The 20,446-nt window shown below is 40.2% G+C and carries 19 protein-coding genes; 10 read left to right on the forward strand and 9 right to left on the reverse strand.

Features of this window, described 5'->3' with window-relative positions:
* Positions 1-111 precede the first annotated feature (111 nt).
* From A9479_RS19920 to A9479_RS01970, 4 genes are all read left to right on the forward strand, one after another.
* Positions 112-288: a hypothetical protein gene (locus A9479_RS19920; protein WP_197487235.1), complete on the forward strand. Its 177-nt coding sequence runs from the start codon at positions 112-114 to the stop codon at positions 286-288.
* Positions 281-568: a hypothetical protein gene (locus A9479_RS01960; protein ID WP_064662563.1), complete on the forward strand. Its 288-nt coding sequence runs from the start codon at positions 281-283 to the stop codon at positions 566-568. Before A9479_RS19920 ends, A9479_RS01960 begins: the two co-directional genes overlap by 8 nt.
* Positions 569-844: 276 nt before the next feature.
* Positions 845-1,798 (forward strand): hypothetical protein, encoded by a 954-nt coding sequence (locus A9479_RS01965; protein ID WP_064662564.1) that lies wholly within the window; start codon positions 845-847, stop codon positions 1,796-1,798.
* Between the two features lie 94 nt (positions 1,799-1,892).
* A complete protein-coding gene (locus A9479_RS01970; RefSeq protein WP_033103606.1) occupies positions 1,893-2,783 on the forward strand; it encodes a dienelactone hydrolase family protein in 891 nt (296 codons plus the stop codon).
* A 20-nt stretch (positions 2,784-2,803) separates the two neighbouring features.
* Here A9479_RS01970 and A9479_RS01975 read toward each other — a convergent pair whose 3' ends face one another.
* Positions 2,804-3,745, reverse strand: a complete 942-nt coding sequence (locus A9479_RS01975) for a LysR family transcriptional regulator (protein WP_064662572.1) — start codon at positions 3,743-3,745, stop codon at positions 2,804-2,806.
* A gap of 126 nt (positions 3,746-3,871) precedes the next feature.
* On the opposite strand from A9479_RS01975, the gene A9479_RS01980 reads away from it, so the two are divergent.
* Complete coding sequence (locus A9479_RS01980) at positions 3,872-4,528, forward strand: nitroreductase family protein (RefSeq protein WP_008109298.1); 657 nt, start codon at positions 3,872-3,874, stop codon at positions 4,526-4,528.
* A 44-nt stretch (positions 4,529-4,572) separates the two neighbouring features.
* On the opposite strand, the gene A9479_RS01985 is transcribed toward A9479_RS01980, so the two are convergent.
* From A9479_RS01985 to dapB, 5 genes are all read right to left on the reverse strand, one after another.
* Positions 4,573-5,631 carry a S66 peptidase family protein gene (locus A9479_RS01985; protein WP_013465157.1) on the reverse strand — a complete coding sequence of 353 codons (1,059 nt, stop codon included), beginning with the start codon at positions 5,629-5,631 and terminating at the stop codon, positions 4,573-4,575.
* Positions 5,632-5,801: 170 nt separating this feature from the next.
* Entirely contained in the window at positions 5,802-6,278 is a 477-nt protein-coding gene (gene greA / locus A9479_RS01990; RefSeq protein WP_010388635.1) for a transcription elongation factor GreA, read from the reverse strand.
* Between the two features lie 49 nt (positions 6,279-6,327).
* Entirely contained in the window at positions 6,328-9,546 is a 3,219-nt protein-coding gene (carB, locus tag A9479_RS01995; protein ID WP_016900400.1) for a carbamoyl-phosphate synthase large subunit, read from the reverse strand.
* 16 nt (positions 9,547-9,562) lie between these two features.
* Positions 9,563-10,699: a glutamine-hydrolyzing carbamoyl-phosphate synthase small subunit gene (carA, locus tag A9479_RS02000; RefSeq protein ID WP_016900401.1), complete on the reverse strand. Its 1,137-nt coding sequence runs from the start codon at positions 10,697-10,699 to the stop codon at positions 9,563-9,565.
* A 362-nt stretch (positions 10,700-11,061) separates the two neighbouring features.
* A complete protein-coding gene (gene dapB / locus A9479_RS02005; protein ID WP_008463955.1) occupies positions 11,062-11,859 on the reverse strand; it encodes a 4-hydroxy-tetrahydrodipicolinate reductase in 798 nt (265 codons plus the stop codon).
* 571 nt (positions 11,860-12,430) lie between these two features.
* Here dapB and A9479_RS02010 point away from each other — a divergent pair.
* Both A9479_RS02010 and A9479_RS02015 read left to right on the forward strand, forming a co-directional pair.
* Positions 12,431-13,744, forward strand: coding sequence for a Na+/H+ antiporter NhaC family protein (locus A9479_RS02010; RefSeq protein ID WP_013465160.1), 1,314 nt, complete (start codon positions 12,431-12,433; stop codon positions 13,742-13,744).
* A gap of 118 nt (positions 13,745-13,862) precedes the next feature.
* The gene (locus A9479_RS02015; protein WP_036932644.1) at positions 13,863-14,651 is read left to right on the forward strand and encodes a nucleoside-binding outer membrane protein; all 789 of its coding nucleotides are present in this window, start codon (positions 13,863-13,865) and stop codon (positions 14,649-14,651) included.
* A 66-nt stretch (positions 14,652-14,717) separates the two neighbouring features.
* Here the strand turns inward: A9479_RS02015 and A9479_RS02020 are convergent, their stop codons facing one another.
* Positions 14,718-15,515: a M48 family metallopeptidase gene (locus A9479_RS02020; protein ID WP_033103610.1), complete on the reverse strand. Its 798-nt coding sequence runs from the start codon at positions 15,513-15,515 to the stop codon at positions 14,718-14,720.
* 170 nt (positions 15,516-15,685) lie between these two features.
* Here A9479_RS02020 and A9479_RS02025 point away from each other — a divergent pair, with 170 nt between their 5' ends.
* Positions 15,686-16,882, forward strand: coding sequence for a Bcr/CflA family efflux MFS transporter (locus A9479_RS02025; RefSeq protein WP_064662565.1), 1,197 nt, complete (start codon positions 15,686-15,688; stop codon positions 16,880-16,882).
* A gap of 27 nt (positions 16,883-16,909) precedes the next feature.
* Here A9479_RS02025 and grpE read toward each other — a convergent pair whose 3' ends face one another.
* Entirely contained in the window at positions 16,910-17,521 is a 612-nt protein-coding gene (grpE, locus tag A9479_RS02030) for a nucleotide exchange factor GrpE (protein WP_013465165.1), read from the reverse strand.
* A 58-nt stretch (positions 17,522-17,579) separates the two neighbouring features.
* On the reverse strand, positions 17,580-18,545 hold the full coding sequence (locus A9479_RS02035) for a hypothetical protein (protein ID WP_064662566.1): 966 nt from the start codon (positions 18,543-18,545) through the stop codon (positions 17,580-17,582).
* A gap of 339 nt (positions 18,546-18,884) precedes the next feature.
* Here A9479_RS02035 and nadK point away from each other — a divergent pair, with 339 nt between their 5' ends.
* Both nadK and A9479_RS02045 read left to right on the forward strand, forming a co-directional pair.
* Positions 18,885-19,769, forward strand: coding sequence for an NAD(+) kinase (gene nadK / locus A9479_RS02040; RefSeq protein WP_024602951.1), 885 nt, complete (start codon positions 18,885-18,887; stop codon positions 19,767-19,769).
* A gap of 279 nt (positions 19,770-20,048) precedes the next feature.
* Positions 20,049-20,446, forward strand: a 398-nt coding sequence (locus A9479_RS02045; RefSeq protein ID WP_064662567.1) for a hypothetical protein, incomplete at its 3' end; no start/stop codon positions are given.

Genomic DNA, 20,446 nt, shown 5'->3' on the forward strand with positions numbered 1-20,446 from the left:
TATTATTATGCCGAGCTTTTTATTTATAGTTAAAAAATAGCATTCAACTATTTGCCAGTTTGTCTCCCTACTGGTAATTTAACTCTAAACTTTGCTCTTAAAGGATTAACCATGGGCACATTTCAGCTTTTCTTATTTATCGTCTTTGCCGTATTGACTACTCTGGGTTACAAAAAGAACAACCGCAATTTAATGCTATTGGGTGCAATAACTATTTCTTTTGCATTTGTAGGATTAGAATTTTTACTTGGGTTTGATGAAGGATTATCAAGGACTAACTATGAATAAAAAAGTAATACATTGGCCAAGTATGTCACTTTATTTAATCGCCTTATTCACGTTTATCGGTGGCATTATTGACTCCACCTATTCGAGCTTCCTCATTGGCTTTGGCTTTTGTTTTATGGGCTTTGCAAGCATTCGCTTAATCCCTGCAAACTTTCTTACTCGTAAACTAACTAGCCCTGTAGCGAAAACTCTCGTTCGCAAAAGAGATATAGCAACACAAATTATCGGATTTTTATTACTCATTACTGGGTTAGCTTTATTTATGCTGTTCAACGTTTAATTGCGTGATTAAAAAGATCCTATGATGAGCATAGTAAACTGCTCGTTTTTTACGCTGCTGGGTGCAATAACTATTTCTTTTTCATTTGCCGGATTGGGATTTTTACTCGGGTTTGATTAAGGATTATCAGGGACTAATTATGAATAAAACTTACAAAGCTATATAAGTTCACATTATTCAAATTCACTTTGACTCAGATTCTATGGTTTCTTAAATATTAGGCAATTAAGGTTTTAGCTTTTTACAAAAATTGTATATATAGAAAAAGGAGTTTTAATGCGCTTTATAACACTAATCCTGTCTTTTATAGTTCTTTTGAGTGGATGCCAGAACTTTATTGCCAAACAAATAACGAAGCCTGTTAGACCAGTAATTTTTGATAAATCGGTATTGAATAGCAATGTAACGGGCCAGAAAACCCAATACTGTATAAGTAAAAAACAGTGTGTAAACTTTTTATACACCTCACCAACAATACTTTATAAAGGCAAAATAATTTCAACGGTTACACTCAATTTTAAATTAAAAAATGGCACAACAATTAAAACGTTTGAGGAAACCTTAAATCATACAAATAAACACCCTGTTAAAAAAAATCATTTAATCATTTTACTTCCAGGTTATGGTATTGATTATACAATCTATGGAGTGCAATCACGCTGGCTTGCTCATTTTACGGGAGCCGACGTTGTTGTTGCCCCTTCGCCTAACCAAAATGAACCATTTGACTTTGGTTTAGTAAATGCAAATATTGTGAGTGAATATATAAAGACGCAAAAATATGAAAATATATCTCTTGTTAGTTATTCAATGGGTGCAGTTGCGAGCAATCACATAATAGGCAAGCTGAATATTAATAAACACATACTTATTGCTCCTATGATTAATTTTAAAACTGCATTAAATACTATTGCTAGGTTAACCCACCCTATTTATAGCACGTTTTTAGGTGATGATTATTTGAACGAAGTGGCTAATAAAATAATTGAAGAAAGTGGAGTTCCGTCTTACAAGCTTAATCTATTCAATATACTTAGTGCACCTAGTTACACTAAAAAAACTTACATCTTTGCAAGTAACTCTGACAAAGTAAGTCCATATAGTGATTTATACACTCTTAATAAAAAAAATATAACTATTAACGAGGTAAAAAGTTTAAATCATCCTGAAATGATTGCTTTAATATCAAAGCAACAAAGAGAGGCTATTCTTTTATTACTTAACGAGTAGTTTTATAACAATTACAATAATTAAAGGAAAACTGCTCGTTTTTTATGCCTTTTACGTTATGGTATTTAATAATCATAATAAATAAGGCACAACTATGACCTCCCCTCAGTCTGAACACATTCCTCAAGAAGCATTTGATTGGTATGACGAATACGCTCATGGTTTAATTGATAGACGCACGTTCATGAAAAAGCTTGGTGGCTTAGCCGCATTGGGCTTTTCAATGACGGTGCTTACAGGTGCATTATTACCTAATTACGCACAAGCCGAGCAAGTCTCATTTAACGACGATGACATAAAAGCCACTTACCAAGTATTTGATTCGCCTGATGGCCATGGTTCGGGCAAAGGCTATTTAGTGGTTCCAACAAATACACAAGGCAAACTACCTGTTGTATTAGTAGTACACGAGAATCGCGGCTTAAATCCGTATGTAAAAGATGTTGCAAGGCGACTGGCTAAAGCCGGGTTTATTGCTTTTGCACCTGATGCGTTATACCCACTGGGTGGCTATCCAGGCAACGACGATGAAGGTCGAGCCATGCAGCGCACGATGGATCGCGTTAAAATACAAAATGATTTTGTTGCCGCCGCGCATTTTTTGAAGGCGCATCCAAATAGTAATGGTAAATTAGGTGCCGTTGGTTTTTGTTTTGGTGGCTATATTGTTAACTATTTAGCTGCCGTAGACAGTAATTTATTGACTGCGGGCGTGCCCTTTTATGGTACACCTGCAAGTGAAAGCTTACATAAAAACATTAAAGCGCCATTAATGATTCAGTTAGCTGAGCTTGATAAACGCGTTAACGCCACATGGCCTGAATATGAGCAGAGCTTAAAATCAAACAATGTTGATTACACTATGCACATGTACGAAGGCGCGAATCATGGTTTTCATAACGATTCAACTGGCCGCTACGATGAAAAAAATGCCGAACTTGCATGGCAGCGTACATTAGCATTTTTTAATAACCACTTAAGTTAACATTACTAAGCGTGTATTTGTTACTCGTTAATTAATACACGTTTATCAACAATTCCCTCTTTTACTAGCTGATTCAATAAGTGAGCGGTTTTTTCTCTGCACACATCGCGTAGTAGTCGTACAGCGGGAGTAATCGATTGTCTGCTTGGGCAAATAAGCCACAGCTCCCCTTGGGTGTGCTGATAGTTTGGCATCACAGTAACAACGCGTTTATTTAATAAGTCATCAGCAATATCTAACGCCGATTTAACCGCTAAACCTTTATCTGCCACACACCAGCGCCTTACTAAATCGCCATCGTTTGAGGCACGTCTGCCCTGCATTTTTACTTTGTATTTTTTTTGGCCATCGGTAAACTCCCATACATTATTGATAATATCTTGCAGCTGATAAAATAACCCTTGATGCTGCGCTAAATCATCAGGGTGCTCTGGCTCACCATATTTAGCTAAATAGGTAGGTGTAGCACAGAGTAGTCGCGGTACGTTGCAAATTTTAAATCCATAAACGCTGCTATCACTTGGGGAGCCATAACGCAGTGCAATATCAACCGAATCACGAAAAAAATCGATATTGCTATCGCTAATGTGCGTACGCAAGCTCACACTTGGGTACCTATCCATAATGTCATCAATCCAGGGGATCACTAGGTTGCGCCCTAAATCAGATGAAGTAGCCACCCGCAATTCTCCCTCAATAGCATCATGTTCTCCTTTGAGGTTTTGCCTTGCCGTTTCAAGTACAGCCAGCGCTTGTTCGCATTGAGGTATGTATTGCTCCCCTGCACTGGATAAACGCAGATGGCGAGTTGTTCTAATAAATAATTCGCAGCCAAGGGCTGATTCTACGCGCTTAATAGCCGCACTGGCGGTTGCTGTGCGCATATCTAACTTAGCAGCAGCTAAAGTAATACTTCGACACTCTGCTACTTTTAAAATCAGTTTTAAGTCATCAATCTGCATATTATCTATTTTTATTTGATAATGATTCAATAATTATGCTGTTTATTTTAAATAAAGCAAATTGTATTATGTTGCTCATACACTCAGTGAACACTGTTTATTAGCCCTTTTTATTATGGAGAGACTATGACTCACCCTATTATTCGCGACCTTGAAAGCCGCCATACTGCTAAACGTTACGACGCGACAAAGCGCATTTCTCAAGACGATTTAACGGTATTGTATGATGCTATGCGTCTTTCTCCTTCGTCAATTAATTCGCAGCCTTGGAAATTTGTAGTGATTGAATCAGACGCTGCAAAAGAGCGTATGCACACTACCTTTGCTAATAAGTTTCAATTTAATCAGCCACACATTAAAGCGGCGTCGCACATTATTTTATTTGCTCATAATCCGCAATATACTCGTGAAGATTACGGACACGTAATTGATGCCGATATAAAGAATGGCCGAACTCAAAAAGAAAACCGCGAGCAAGCTTTTGGCGCCTTTGCGTTTGTTGATTTAAATACCGATGAGCAAGGTAATAATGCCGCGTGGACCAAAGCACAAACCTACATTGCTTTAGGCAATACTATGCATGCAGCAGCACGCTTAGGGATTGATACCACGCCGATGGAAGGCGTTGATGCACAACTGATTGGTGAGGAGTTCGCAAGCGAATTAGACGGCTACATCTGTGATGTGGCACTTGCGCTGGGTTACCATGATGCAGAAGAAGACTACAATGCTAAGCTGCCAAAATCACGTTTAAGCAAAGAACAAGTAATTCAGGTTTTATAAGTCAAAGCTGCTCACTTTAAATTGTTAGTGAGCAGCTCACTTTATTAGGCTAGTTTTGTGACCACAGACGCACTAATAACTTTGCCTTGATCAACATCTGCGGTAACAGTGCATAAAGCTCCATTGATTAAATTTAAATTAGGAGGGATGTGACCAATATCGGCATCAATGATCACCGGAAATAAACACCCGCCAAAAGCGGCATTTAAGCCTTGGCGATAATCAAACCCCGGATCTTGCCCCTGTAAGGTTACATGGCGGCCAATAATCACCCCGTTTATATCATCAAACATACCGGCTAATTTGAGTGACAATAAAAACCGTGCAACCGTCGCAGGCGTGAGCTCTGCGCTTTCTAAATAAAGCACAATACCTTGCGAGGCATTATGCTTTTTAAACTCATGCAGTGCTAAAAAAGGCGAATCAAGCAACAGCCCAACCGTATCAAGACACCCACCAAACAATCGCCCTGACATTTCGATACTGCGTTTATCGGTGTAATTTAAACATTGCCACTGGGTTGGCGCGCTGTGATCAAATAATACGTTTGGGTTTTGTGCATAATCAGGCTTGCTATGTTGATGGTAAGTCGAGGGGGCTTGTTCAAACTCACTGTTAGCCTCATAACTTAGACTTTCAAAAATTTGTAAACAATACGGATCTTTTTCATCGGGGTGTAACTGAATTAAATTGGCGCTATGCAGTGTTGCCCAATTACATTTTGCTGTCAGTGCACAAGCAATCGTGCTGACATCTGAATAACCCACCAACCATTTAGGTTTGGCATTTTTAATTGCGCCAAAATCAAGTAACGGCAATATTTCCATTGCCAGCTCTCCGCCCATTGGCGGCATAATCGCATCTATTTTATCATCTAATAAAAAGTCCATTAATTGCTTGGCATGCTGCTTAGCAGTAAGTTGAGTTCGCGGCTCGTTTTGACGTAAAAACTCCCCTTCAACAACCTCATAACCTCGATGTTTTAAGCCATTAATGACGATGTCTAACCGTGGGTGATATTTTGATTTGATCCCCGCTGATAAAGAACACACGGCGATTTTAGATCCCACTTTTAAAGGTGCTGGATACAGTATATTTGCCATATTATTTCCTTATTGAAGAATAGGTTACTACCATAACAACATAGCCTACATTTACAAACAATGAATAATAATTGACCGGTATCTAAACCAAATATAAAAACCAAGCATAAAAAAACCAGTGCTTATTGCTAAGCACTGGTTTTTATAAAACGTTAAAGTGAGTTAACTAATTAAATATACTCAACCTCAATGATTTCGTACTCTACATCACCTTTTGGCGTTTTGATAATCACAGCGTCATCCGCTTGTTTACCAATTAAGCCGCGAGCAATTGGTGAATTGACAGAGATTAAATTACTTTTAATATCTGCTTCATCATCGCCAACAATCTGATATTTAACTTCAGCGTCGGTTTCAACATTAACGATGGTTACTGTAGTACCAAAAATCACTTTACCTGTATTAGGCATCTTTGTTACGTCAATCATCTGCATGTTTGAAAGTTTTGCTTCAATTTCTTGAATACGGCCTTCACAAAAACCCTGTTGCTCACGCGCAGCGTGATACTCAGCATTTTCTTTTAAGTCACCGTGTTCACGTGCATCAGCAATATCAGATACAATTTTTGGACGGGTAACAGTTTTTAATTCGTTAAGTTCATCGCGCAATAATTTTGCGCCACGAACTGTCATTGGAATTGATTGCATACTTTTCTCACTTAATCCCAAGGCCGATAAACGGCCTTGGCACATTTCCTTAGTTCAATCGCAGGTGTAGTTCTTGAACAGACGTCACTTTACTGCGGTCATCTGCTTGGTTAGCAGTACAGTTAGCAAATGCCGCATTCAATGTCGTAGTATAATTGGTTTTGTGCTGCAATGCACCACGACGTAACACCTTCGAATCTTCAATCGCTTGGCGACCTTCGGTGGTATTAACGATATAGCTATACTCGCCATTTTTGATTCTATCAAGAATGTGCGGACGACCTTCATATACTTTATTTACACGGCGAACCGTAATTCCAGCATCTTCAAGTGCAGCAGCTGTTCCACCTGTTGCATCTAGCTCAAAACCAAGGTCTGTCATGGTTTTAGCTAGTTCTACAATACGTGGCTTATCGCTATTACGTACAGATAGTAACGCGCGACCACCACGTGGTAAAGTGTTGCTTGCACCTAATTGTGCTTTTGCGAACGCTTCGGCGAAAGTATCACCAACACCCATTACTTCACCCGTAGAGCGCATTTCTGGGCCACGGATAGGATCCACACCTTGGAACTTAGCAAATGGCAATACCACTTCTTTTACGCTGTAGTACGGTGGAATCACTTCTTTAGTAATGCCTTGGCTTGCTAAAGATTGACCTGCCATACAACGTGCCGCAACTTTTGCAAGTGCTACACCCGTTGCTTTAGATACAAATGGAACTGTACGTGCTGCACGTGGGTTTACTTCGATTAAATACACTTTGCCATCTTTAACCGCAAACTGTGTATTCATCAAACCAACTACGCCAAGTTCAAGGGCCATATCAGTTACTTGCTTACGCATTACATCTTGTACTTCTTGCGTTAGCGAGTGAGCTGGTAATGAACACGCTGAGTCACCAGAGTGAACGCCCGCTTGTTCAATATGCTCCATGATGCCGCCGATGATGACTTGCTCGCCATCACAAATAGCATCAACGTCAACTTCGATTGCGTTATCTAAGAAACGGTCAAGTAACACGGGTGCTTCGTTTGATGCAGATACGGCCTCGGTCATGTAACGACGTAAATCTTGCTCATCGTATACAATTTCCATCGCACGACCACCTAATACATACGAAGGACGTACTACCAGTGGGAAACCAATTTCAACTGATTTTAAAATAGCTTCTTCAGTTGAGGTTACGGTGGCATTTTCTGGCTGCAGTAAATCCAAACGCTCAACAAGTTGTTGGAAGCGTTCACGGTCTTCTGCACGGTCAATCGCATCTGGTGAAGTACCAATGACTGGCACGCCGTTCGCTTCAAGCTCACGCGCAAGTTTAAGTGGCGTTTGACCACCGTACTGCACGATAACGCCTTTTGGCTTTTCAACACGTACAATTTCAAGCACGTCTTCTAGGGTAATTGGTTCGAAGTATAAACGGTCTGACGTATCGTAATCGGTAGATACCGTTTCAGGGTTACAGTTAACCATAATAGTTTCGTAACCGTCTTCACGAAGCGCAAGCGCAGCATGAACACAACAGTAGTCAAATTCAATACCTTGGCCGATACGGTTAGGACCGCCACCAATCACCATGATTTTATCACGGTCAGATGCATTCGCTTCACATTCTTCATCGTAAGATGAGTACATGTAAGCTGTATCTGAGCTAAATTCGGCGGCGCACGTATCAACGCGTTTGTACACAGGTACAATATTTAGTTGATGACGCTTTTTACGGATTTCAGCTTCTGATACACCAGCAATTTCTGCAATACGCGGATCAGCAAACCCTTTGCGCTTAAGTTTACGCAAGAAGTCTGCATTTAAGCCGGCCATACCAACTTCTGAAATTTTAGCTTCGTCTTTTAAGATATCTTCAATTTGTACTAAGTACCAAGGGTCAATCTTAGTTAATTCAAATACATCTTCAACGCTCATACCATGGCGCATTGCATCGGCAATGTACCAAATACGCTCTGCACCTGGCTCACGTAATTCACGAATGATTTTTTCTTTTGCTTTAGGGTCATCAAGTGCCACAATTGGGTTAAAGCCTGTTGCGCCTACTTCTAAACCACGTAATGCTTTTTGTAATGACTCTTGTTGGTTACGACCAATCGCCATTACTTCGCCCACTGATTTCATTTGCGTCGTTAAACGGTCGTTTGCACCGGCAAATTTTTCAAAATTAAAGCGAGGAATTTTTGTTACAACGTAATCGATTGACGGTTCAAACGATGCTGGGGTTTTACCACCAGTGATATCGTTTTGAAGCTCATCTAACGTGTAGCCTACCGCTAACTTAGCGGCGATTTTAGCAATTGGGAAACCGGTTGCTTTAGAGGCCAATGCAGATGAACGTGATACACGTGGGTTCATTTCAATGATAACCATACGGCCATCAACGGGGTTTACACCAAATTGTACGTTTGAACCGCCGGTTTCAACACCAATTTCACGCAATACGGCCATAGAGGCATTACGCATGATTTGGTATTCTTTGTCGGTTAATGTTTGTGCTGGAGCCACAGTGATTGAGTCACCTGTGTGCACACCCATTGGGTCAAAGTTTTCAATAGAACAGACGATAATACAGTTGTCTTTTTTGTCACGAACAACTTCCATTTCGTATTCTTTCCAACCAATTAACGACTCATCTATTAATAACTCGCTGGTTGGTGAAAGGTCTAAACCGCGCTCACAGATTTCTTCAAACTCTTCCATGTTGTAAGCCACACCGCCGCCGGTGCCGCCCATTGTGAAAGAAGGACGAATAATACACGGTAAGCCGATACGGGTCATGGTATCGCGCGCTTCATCCATTGAATGGGCAATTTCAGCACGTGGACATTCTAGGCCGATGTTACGCATAGCAACATCAAAGCGTTCACGGTTTTCTGCTTTATCGATTGCATCAGCCGTTGCGCCAATAAGCTCAACGCCATGCTTAGCCAATACACCATGCTTGTCTAAATCAAGCGCACAGTTTAATGCTGTTTGGCCACCCATTGTAGGCAGGACAGCATCTGGCTTTTCTTTTTCAATGATTTTTTCTACAACTTCCCAGTGAATTGGTTCGATGTATGTTGCATCGGCCATTTCTGGGTCAGTCATGATAGTTGCAGGGTTTGAGTTAACGAGTATAACTCGATAGCCTTCTTCTCTTAGTGCTTTACACGCTTGAGCACCAGAGTAGTCAAATTCACAAGCTTGACCAATTACAATTGGGCCTGCGCCTAAGATAAGAATGCTTTTTATGTCGGTACGTTTTGGCATTATTACTCCGGTTAAATTAGTGGTTACGCGCTTGCATCAAATCGATGAAGTGGTCAAATAATGGGGCTGCATCGTGCGGACCAGGACTCGCTTCAGGGTGACCTTGGAAGCTAAATGCTGGTTTATCTGTACGGTGAATACCTTGCAATGTGCCGTCAAATAACGATTTATGCGTTGCACGTAGGTTATCTGGTAATGTGGCTTCATCTGCAGCAAAACCATGGTTTTGTGCGGTGATCATTACGACATCGCGCTCAAGATCTTTAACTGGGTGGTTACCACCATGGTGGCCAAACTTCATTTTTACTGTTTTAGCACCTGAGGCAAGCGCTAATAGTTGATGCCCTAAACAAATACCAAAAATTGGCGTATCGGTTTCTAAAAAGGTTTTAATTGCATCAATGGCATAAGTACATGGCTCAGGATCGCCAGGGCCATTTGATAAGAAAATACCATCAGGGTTTAAGGCTAGTACGTCAGCGGCAGAGGTTTGTGCGGGTACAACCGTTAGTTTACAACCACGATCTACAAGCATACGTAAAATATTACGTTTAACACCGAAGTCGTAGGCAACAACATGAAACTTTTCATCGTCAGCGTGTAAGGTTTTAAACCCTTCGCCTAATGTCCAGCTTGATTCGCGCCACTCAAAATTTTCCTTGGTTGAGACAACTTTTGCTAAATCCATGCCTTTTAAGCCTGGGAAGGCTTGCGCAGCTTCAAGCGCTTTTTTCTCGTCTAGTTCGTCACCGGCAACGATACAGCCATTTTGTGCGCCTTTATCACGCAAAATACGGGTTAGTTTTCTGGTGTCGATGTCCGCAATACCTAAAATATTACGTTCTTTTAAGTAATCATCTAACGATTGCTCGTTACGAAAATTACTCGCTAGCAGTGGCAAATCACGGATCACTAGGCCTTTAGCCCAAATATGACTCGCTTCTTCGTCTTCGCTGTTGGTACCCGTATTACCGATATGTGGGTACGTCAAAGTTACGATTTGTTCCGCGTACGATGGATCAGTCAAAATTTCTTGATAACCAGTCATAGACGTATTGAATACTACTTCACCGACTGACATGCCGTCAGCGCCGATTGCAGTACCGCGAAACACTGTGCCGTCTTCTAGGACTAACAGAGCGGATTTAGTCAAGTTAAACCTCCTAACAGTAAAAAACGGGAGTAAGCAAATTGCTTAACACCCCGCCAATACTCAGATAATTGGTCAAAACCTGATTTCTGTGAGCTTAAATTGTTTTACGCAGTCTTAAATGATGCCGATGTAAACCACTAAACCTTCATTCATTTTTCTTGCCTAAAACTCTTTTCATTCCCACACAAACCCCGGTTTTGCTAACCATATGAGTATAATTGGAAACACGCATTTAGTAATTTTTGGCAAATTGGCTGCATTCTACATGAAGTTGGCTTTTAGGTCTAACGCTAATTAGTAAATTGTAATAAATAAGTGGTTATAGCAAAAAACCACCCCAAAGCGTTAAAAAAGGAACTTAACTACTTTAAATCTAGCACATCTTGCATATCATAAAGTCCTGCAGGTTTATTTTTCAACCACTGCGCAGCTCTTATAGCACCTAGCGCGAAGGTCATTCGCGAACTTGCTTTATGGGTTAATTCAAGTCTTTCGCCCATTGTAGCGAAGTAGGCCGTGTGTTCACCTACTATATCACCGCCCCTTAGCACCGAATAACCAATTTCATTTTGTGATTTGGCCTGCTCTATGTTGTTGCGATCATAAACGGCAACCTCATCATGATCCCACCCTTTTGCCTGAGCAATCGACTCGCCAATGGCAAGTGCAGTGCCCGATGGCGCATCAATTTTATGACGATGATGTGCTTCAAAAATTTCTATATCTAAATCATCGCCTAGTTTAGTCGCTGCCGTTTGCACTAAGTTAAGCAGTAAATTTACGCCCACGCTATAATTACGCGCAAATACAATCGGAATATGTTTAGCGGCATCCGTTAATAGCGCCATATCGTCATGAGTTAAGCCGGTGGTGCCAATTACCATAGGTGTTTTTTGCTCAACGGCTGTTTTTAAATGATTTCTCATGCCTTCAGGCAAAGTAAAGTCTATAAGCACATCTACATTTTCAACCTGCTGTTCACTGCTAAACTTAATCTCTTTTGCCGCTGCGCTATTAAGCTGATTAACGGGCAGGTCTAATAACGGTGACTGACTGCGCACATAGGCCGCCGCTAATTGTGAATTTTTATTGATTGTTGCTGCTTCTACAAGTGCCAGTCCCATACGGCCATTCGCACCAAACACACCTACTCGATTCATCTTTTTACAACCTATGTATTTTTTAGTTAGCTAGATTTTATCTAAAACTCATGTAATAGTCAGGAAAGCTTATAAAAAAGCTTCGATTATTTTAGGGTCTGTTGACCTTTGCGGATTAAAATTTGTTCAAACTAGGAGCGGTTTAATCGTGGCGCGAGGTTTGTAACCTAGTGGGCTAAGTAAAAACCGAGCAACAAAGACTAAATCGCCCCTAGGCAGAACCCTTCGGGCAGCGCCTGTTTGGCATTGATGATGCGTTATCGCCTATTTATGGGGAACAACCACACCACATAGGCTCTGCCTTGCCTAAATACCAAACAGACTGCTGCAAATTTAACCTTGAAAGATCAACAGACCCTCATAATAATAACAGATAGTCTTTGCATTTAGCCATCTATACATTTAAACTTCTTTTTTTGCGCCGATTTGGTCTTTGGCTTGCGGGCGCTGTTGGATTACTTATCTGGTTAGATAGTAAAACAAACAACTAAATTCAGCTAAAAGAGGGATGCTTTGGCTGTTTAATATATCAATCGACTTCGATTGCTATGAATAATTAACGAGGATTATGATGCAGCCATCATTTGATAAAAATAAAGCAAGATTTTCTTTGCTTCCCCTACTCACCTTTGTTGCTATTTTTTTAGGCTCAGGCTTATATTTACAATCTCAAGGGGTTGATTACGCGTTTTATCAACTCCCAGCACCAGTCGCTATTTTACCCGCGATTGTTTTAGCCTTTATTTTAAATAAAACCAGCATCAACCAAAGCGTAGAAACCTTTATAAAGGGCGTAGGTAATAACAATATTATTACCATGTGTCTTATTTACTTACTAGCGGGTGCTTTTTCGGCGGTTGCTGGTGCTACTGGCGGTGTGGATGCGGTTGTTAATGCCGGACTTTCACTTATTCCCCCTTCGTTACTACTACCTGGTTTGTTTTTAATAGCGGCGGTTATTTCTACTGCTATGGGCACATCAATGGGAACTATTGGTGCTATTGGCCCAATTGCCTATGCAGTATCTATTAAAACAGGAATTGATCCTGCTTTAATGGCCGGTACCATTGTATCTGGTGCTATGTTTGGTGATAACTTATCAATAATTTCTGACACCACGATTGCTGCTACCCGCACGCAAGGCTGTGAAATGAAAGATAAGTTTAAAGAAAACCTTAAAATTGCTGTTCCGGCCGCCATACTCACTATTGCATTGCTATTATTTTTAACGCCTGCAGCACAAGTAGTTGATACCAAAGACTACGATATTTTATTAGTACTTCCGTATGCCTTTATTTTAGTCCTGGCGGTAATGGGCTTTAATGTGTTTGTCGTGCTGTTAAGCGGTATTGTGTTTGCCGCATTAATGGGCTTTACCGGCAGCTATGAAGGTGCAAGCTTTGTAAAAGATATTTACAAAGGCTTTAGTGAAATGCAGGAAATATTTTTACTGTCTATGTTTATTGGTGGCCTCTCTGAGTTTATTCGTATTAATGGCGGCCTCGACTACATCGCTCAAAAAATTCAAGCTATTACTAAAGTCATTGCCAAATGGCACCGTAAAGTAGCCGATCAGTTAGGGATCGCGGCATTAGTTGTCACCAGTAATATGTGTATTGCCAATAATACCGTGTCTATTATTGTGACAGGCCCTATTGCTAAGAAACTGGCTGATGATGGCGAAATTAGTGGTAAACGCTCTGCCAGTTTATTAGATATTTTTGCCTGTGTAACCCAAGGGTCTTTGCCTTATGGCGCGCAAGCATTATTACTCGGTGCTACATTTAAAATTAGCCCGTGGGATGTTTCAACCTCATCTTACTACTGCTTTATTTTAGCCTTTACTGCTATTGCTGTTATTTGTTTGCGCCGCAATAAAGCATAATCTCCCTTTTTACAGTGTATTAGCTGCGTGCTAATGCACTGTTTATCACAATAAATAATTAACAAATTAACCGTGTTTGCTATAATGTGATATTCAGCGTGTCACATAAAATATGGTTATGAAAATTAAAAACTTACTTCCTCTCGTTGCACTAAGTGCGTGTGCATTAAGTTCAACAGCTACCGCTGCTAATTGGAGCAATACGGCGCTTCATATTAATAACGGCAACCACAAAAACCCATTTACTGAACAAAAATCTAATACCACGGTGTACTCAATTGAGCATGCTTCTGGGCATGATTATGGCGATAACTTTTTCTTTATTGATTACAGTACCGACAGCAACGATGATGGCTTTCAAGATCAAGACTTTTACTTTGAAGGTTACTCTACCCTTAGTTTATCTGCGGTAATGGACGAAAAAGTAGCGTCAGGGGCGCTTGTTGATGTTGGCCTAACCATGGGTATTAATGCTGCAGGCGATGCCAAAGTAGTTAAATATTTACCAGGCGTAAAATTAAGCTGGGATGTGCCTGGTTTTAATTTCTTTTCAACCCTTATCAGTGCATACATTGATGATAGCGAAGGCGTTGCAAAAGGCGGTGCACCCATTGAAACTAACAGCTGGATGTTTGATGTAGCCTTTGATTACCCGTTCATGATTGGCTCGCAAAAGTTTAACGTAAAAGGACATGCAGAGTACATTGCTGAACGAAAAGATGAGTTTGGTAACGATGTGCGTGCTTGGTTTTTAGCCCAACCTATTATTGTATGGGATATGGGACATGCGCTAGAAATGAAAGAAAATACCTTACTGTTAGGTATGGAATGGCAATACTGGCACAATAAATTTGGTACTGATGTTAGTGAATCAGTACCGCAAATTCATTTAGAGTGGACTTTCTAATATATAATTGAATGTTTTAATTATAAAAAATAAAACCTGTCATTAGACAGGTTTTTTTATGGCTGATCACAACTTACACTGCGGATTTTTACCTTGTGCTTTAGCTGTTTTTTGCTCGCTAAGCGCTTTACTCATTTGCGATTGTAAATTTGCAATACGGCTCGTTGGTGCTGGGTGAGTTGATAAAAACTCTGGCGTAGCCCCACTGCCCGCTTGGCTCATATTTTGCCAAAGCGTTACAGACTCTTTGGGATTAAACCCTGCTTGCGCCATAAGATCTAAACCAATTGTATCTGCCTCTGACTCATGTGAGCGACTAAAGGGTAAAACCACACCATATTGAGCGCCTAAACCAAGGCCTTGCATAATTTCATTACGGTATTGCACGTTACCCATTTCAAGCGCCGCATTGCCCAGCTGCATACCCGTTTGTAAAATAGAACTTTGTGAGACCCGTTCATTTGAATGCTCAGCAATCACGTGTCCAACTTCATGGCCTAAAACAGTGGCAACCTGATCTTGATTTGTGGCTATTTTTAAGAGCCCCGTATGTACACCAATATAACCGCCAGGCAATGCAAAGGCGTTTGCAGATTCATCTTCAAATACCACCACTTCCCAATTTTGAGATGCATATTCTGTAGGAAGCACGGCCACTACTTTTTCAGCAATGCAATTGACGTAACTGTTTACTTTTGGATCTTTATTTACTGGCTGCGTTTTTTTCATCTCTGCAAAACTGGCAGTGCCCATTTGAGTCATTTGCTGATCTGAGTAAAGCGCAATTTGCGTGCGCCCAGTTGGTGATGTTTTACAACCTGCTAATACTGCACTGGCTAGAACTACCAAAACCAATTTTTTCATTGTGTTACCCTAAAAAAGTTTGTTACTAAGTATAGAATAGCAAACGCGGTGTTAGTTTAAAATCTTTGCTTTTTGCAATTAAACAATTAAGTTAGCAGGCAAACTAAGTTTATCCAAGGCTATTGCCCTGCTATAATGCTGGGCCTATATTCGTTGTTTTGAGTTTTTAAATGAGCGCTTCGGCTTCTTTTAATACCCGTATTTTATTGCCTTTATTAGCCAGTATTGTCGCGATCACGCCTTTAGCCATTGATATGTATTTACCGGCGATGCTGGTGATTGCCAATGATCTCAATACCAGCATGCCAAATGTTCAAATATCGTTGAGTATATACTTAGCGGGTTATGCATTGGGCATGTTATTTTTTGGCCCCATAGCCGATCAAATTGGCAGGCGTAAACTGGCACGGATAGGTCTCAGTTTATTTGGCTTAAGTTCACTGGCGTTAGCATTTACCACTGAAGTGCATACTTTTTGGCTGTTAAGAGCTGTACAGGCATTTACAGGCGCGGCCGCTACGGTTGTCGTCCCTGGGATCATTAGGCATATATATCAAAAAAATACTGCTAAAGGTATGTCTTACGTGTCTATGATTATGATGATAGCACCGTTACTTGCCCCCTCTATCGGCTCGGTCATTTTAGGCTTTTCGGTATGGTCGACTATTTTTATTGTTTTAGCGACCTATAGCTTTGTTATTTTACTTTTTGTGCAACGTTACTTAATCGATATTCCAATATTTAAAAATGAGCGAAAAGGATTAGCATTATTCTTCTCAAGTTATAAAGTGGTATTAAGTAATACGCACGCCCGCGCCGATATTTTAAGCTCGATGTTTGTGTCGTTTGGCTTTTTTTGCTTTTTAACGTCCGTCCCTTATATTTACCTCGACCTATTTAAAGTATCAGAACAATTGTTTGGCCTGTTATTCGCTTTTAATGTAATGGCGTTGATGTTTGGTAATTTTTTAAATACTCGCGTAGTGCCACGTATTGGCTCACGCAAAATGCTTTATTATGGCTTAATGTGTGGCTTTATCTCTGGCGCAGCATTACTTAGCTTTAGCGTATTAAACTTGTCACTTTACTTTATTGTTGCGGCTATTGCTCCGTTGATGATGAGCCTAGGTATAATAGCAAGTAACGCAGATTCATTGATTTTGATGAAATTTGAGCAAAATACAGGGACTGCAACGGCGGTTATTGGCACCTTACGTTTTGGTAGTGGCGCATTAGTAGGCCCTATATTAGCGGTAATGCATGCACAAAGTGCAGTTCCATTTTCAAGTTTAATGTTCAGCGCAGTTGTACTCACTATCCTAGTGCAGTTAGTTCATTATTTTAAAGACAAAAAAAATGCCTCATAATGAGGCATTTTTTAATTGTATACTTAATTAAGCATCAGCTGCTTTAGATACCATAACCATTGCAGGACGTAATAAACGACCGTTTAATGTGTAACCTTTTTGCATTACTGCTAACACAGTATTAGGCGTCACATCATTACTTGGCTGAATCGACATTGCTTGATGAAAATCTGGGTTAAACTGCTCACCTTGTGGGTTTACAATTTCAACGCCAAATTTAGCCACTGCATCGTTAAAGCTTTTTACTGTCATATCAATACCTTCTAACAAAGGCTTAAGCGTTTCATTTTCTTTATCAGAGAACTCTATAGCACGCTCTAGGTTGTCTATAACAGGAAGTAATTCGTTAGCAAATTTTTCAAGTGCAAATTTGTGCGCTTTCTCAACATCTTGTGCAGCACGACGACGCATATTGTCAACGTCAGCAGCAGCGCGAACGACGCTATCTTTCTGATCTGCAATAGTTTGTTTTGCCGCTTCTAACTCAGCATATAACATTGCAATTTCTGCTTCAGGGCTTTGCTCTTGCTCGGCGTGTTGTTCTGCTGCTTCTACTGCAGCCTCAACGTCGGCTTCCATTTGCGCCACTTCTTCGTTCAATTCTACTTCTTGCTCTGGGTTTTGTGTCTGCTCAGACATAAAATATACGCTCCAATTCTTTACAACTGCGGTAATTATGGGGATTGAATAAAAAGATTCAAGAGCCCGATGGCTCTAATAATTTAAATTCTTGGATTATTTTCTCTAATTGCGCTGATTTCGGACAAATAACACAAAAACGACTTTGATATTCCTGATTTTGAAAGTACGGCACAGTGATCACAATGAGATCATCACAGGTGCTAAAAGGTAAGTTTTCAGCACTGAGAATAGAGACCCCGTTTTTAAATGCGAGTTTATCTTCCACAAAATTTAAAAATGAAACACCAATATTAAGGCTTTGCTCACAATCTATTTTTTTATAAAGGTAGTTTTCGCCCACCACTATACTGTTATCTGAGCCTAACTTTTGGCTTAACTCACGCGTCCATTGAGTTAAAGAGTCATGACAATTACGCGGCGCTGTACTTGCCATGGCCTGCATTCTATATAACCCTTCAATGAGTGTTTGCTGGCTAAATACAGTGTTAAGCCAAGTTGCAAACTCGTACCGTTGGCCGTCACTGGGATCATCAGGCTTATTAATGCAGATATTATGGCTTTGCCCTGCTCTGTCTAAAAGTAAGATAAGCCAGTTATTAGCGTCAAAGTCGAGTACTTCTACTCTAAATACCTGTTGAGTTCTAACTTGAGGTAGCCCCACACAACAGCATACTTGGTAACGTTGACTCAAGCCATGTGCCAATTCGACTAACTCAGCCTGCTCAGGTTGCCAGTAATTAGCAATAGCATCCAAAGTAAAAAACTCATCAAACCAATACTCAAAGCCATCATTGGTAGGGACTCGCCCAGCAGATGTATGTGGTGAATACAATAAGCCTATTTTTTCAAGGCGTGCCATCGCGTTGCGAACAGTGGCAGAACACACCGCCATACCTTTTTGTTTTGCAATTTTTGTTGAAGGCACAGGTAAGCCATCACCATTACAGTACAGGCTCATAACAGCGGCAAAAATTTGCTGGTCTCGAGGATTTAGTTTCATGTTATCTACATCTTTACGCATGACTGTTATATCGGGGCTAGGTATTATTATTTCAAGTATAAGAAATTTAATAAATCTAAATTTTACAGTGAATTAATTAAATCAATTAGTCACTATTAAGCTCTGTTATTTTTGCGGATTAAAATTTGTTCAAACTAGGGGCGATTTAATCACGATACGAGGTTTATAACCTAGTGGCCTAAGTGAAAACCGAATAACAAAAAGTTAATCGCCTCTAGTCAAAACCCTTCCGTCAGTGTCTGTTTCACATTGAAAGGACAACAGACCCTAAGATCTGTGTTTTCAAACACTTCTGTTTTAGGTTACTCTACTAATATCGAAACTTTCAGTGTATTTATTATGGACTCTCCCTTTAACACTATCGGCTTGATTGGTAAGCCAAATCATCCTAATGCAGCCGCTACGTTACAACGATTACATACGTTTTTATTAGCTTTAGGCTTTGAGGTGATTGTTGAAAAACGCACGGGAGGTCAACTTAGTGATGTACCTGAGGACAAGCTCGTAAAACTCGTTGATTTGGGAGCGCGCGCCGATTTAGCCATTGTGGTTGGTGGTGATGGCAATATGCTTGGCGCTGCAAGAGTACTCGCTCGTTTTGATATTGCGGTAATCGGTGTAAACAGAGGCAATTTAGGCTTTTTAACCGATTTAAATCCAGAAGGATTTGAAGGCAGTTTAGAACAAGTACTCAGTGGCGATTACATTGAAGAAAAACGTTTTTTATTAGAAGTAGAAGTGTACCGTCATAACGAACTTAAAAGCGCTAATTCGGCAGTAAACGAAGCGGTGCTTCATGCTGATAAAGTAGCACACATGATTGAGTTTGAAGCATTTATTAACGATGATTTTGTATTCTCACAACGCTCTGATGGGTTAATTGTATCGACTCCAACAGGTTCAACAGCCTACTCTTTATCGGGCGGCGGCCCTATTTTAACCCCAGAACTCAACGCCATGTCATTGGTTCCTATGTTCCCGCATACTTTATCAAGCCGCCCTTTAGTGGTAGATGCCGATAACGAAGTACGTTTAAAGCTTAGTTTAGAAAATACCGATAGCTTACAGGTAAGTTGCGACAGCCATGTTGTACTTGCCGTATTACCCGGTGATGAGGTCGTTATTCGCAAAGCAGATAGAAAATTACGATTAATTCACCCAAAAAATTACTCTTATTATAATGTGCTTCGTAAGAAGTTAAACTGGGGTAGCCGTTTATACTAAAAACGGTTGAGCTTTTAGGACTGAGAGTTGTTTAATTGAGGGGCGATGTAATCGCAGCAAGAGATAGTTAATCGAGTGGGCAAAGTAAAAAGCGATTAAAACTACTGCGCATGCTCATATCCCTTGCCTCTAAACAGGTAGGTAAGGCTGAGTCTCTTTGAGTGCGCATGTTTGTTTCACCCCAATAGATAAACAATCTCTCAGTTATTGCCAAACATGCAACTTTAGAGCAAAATATCGGGCTAGATTATTAATCATCACCATCAGGAAATTGTAGCAATGACTTATGTAGTATTTCTTGCTTTATTATTGTTAATTACTTTACTTGGCAGTTACTTACTCATTGAAAGTAATCGTAAAAAGACTATTGAAGCAAAGAAAAAGCTGTTTAACGAGCGCGTTGCAAGTACTCAATCACGTTTAAAAATAAAACTTAACGAGTTACTTGATGCAAAAGTCATTAGTGCTAAACACCTTCCTCGAATTCAAGCCGTTGTCAGTAATTTCTTTGTGGTACAGCCACACACTGATGAAAATTTAAACAAGCTAGAGTCGCTATGCGATTTACTTATTAATATACTTAACGAAGAACTAATAAAAACCTATAAAAATAATAACAGCCAAGCTTTTTCCGATACCACTCAATATTTTATAGCAGAGTTACCAGCTCAAGGTAT

The sequence above is a fragment of the Pseudoalteromonas sp. MQS005 genome, assembly GCF_001661605.1.
Classification (GTDB): Bacteria; Pseudomonadota; Gammaproteobacteria; order Enterobacterales; family Alteromonadaceae; genus Pseudoalteromonas; species Pseudoalteromonas tetraodonis.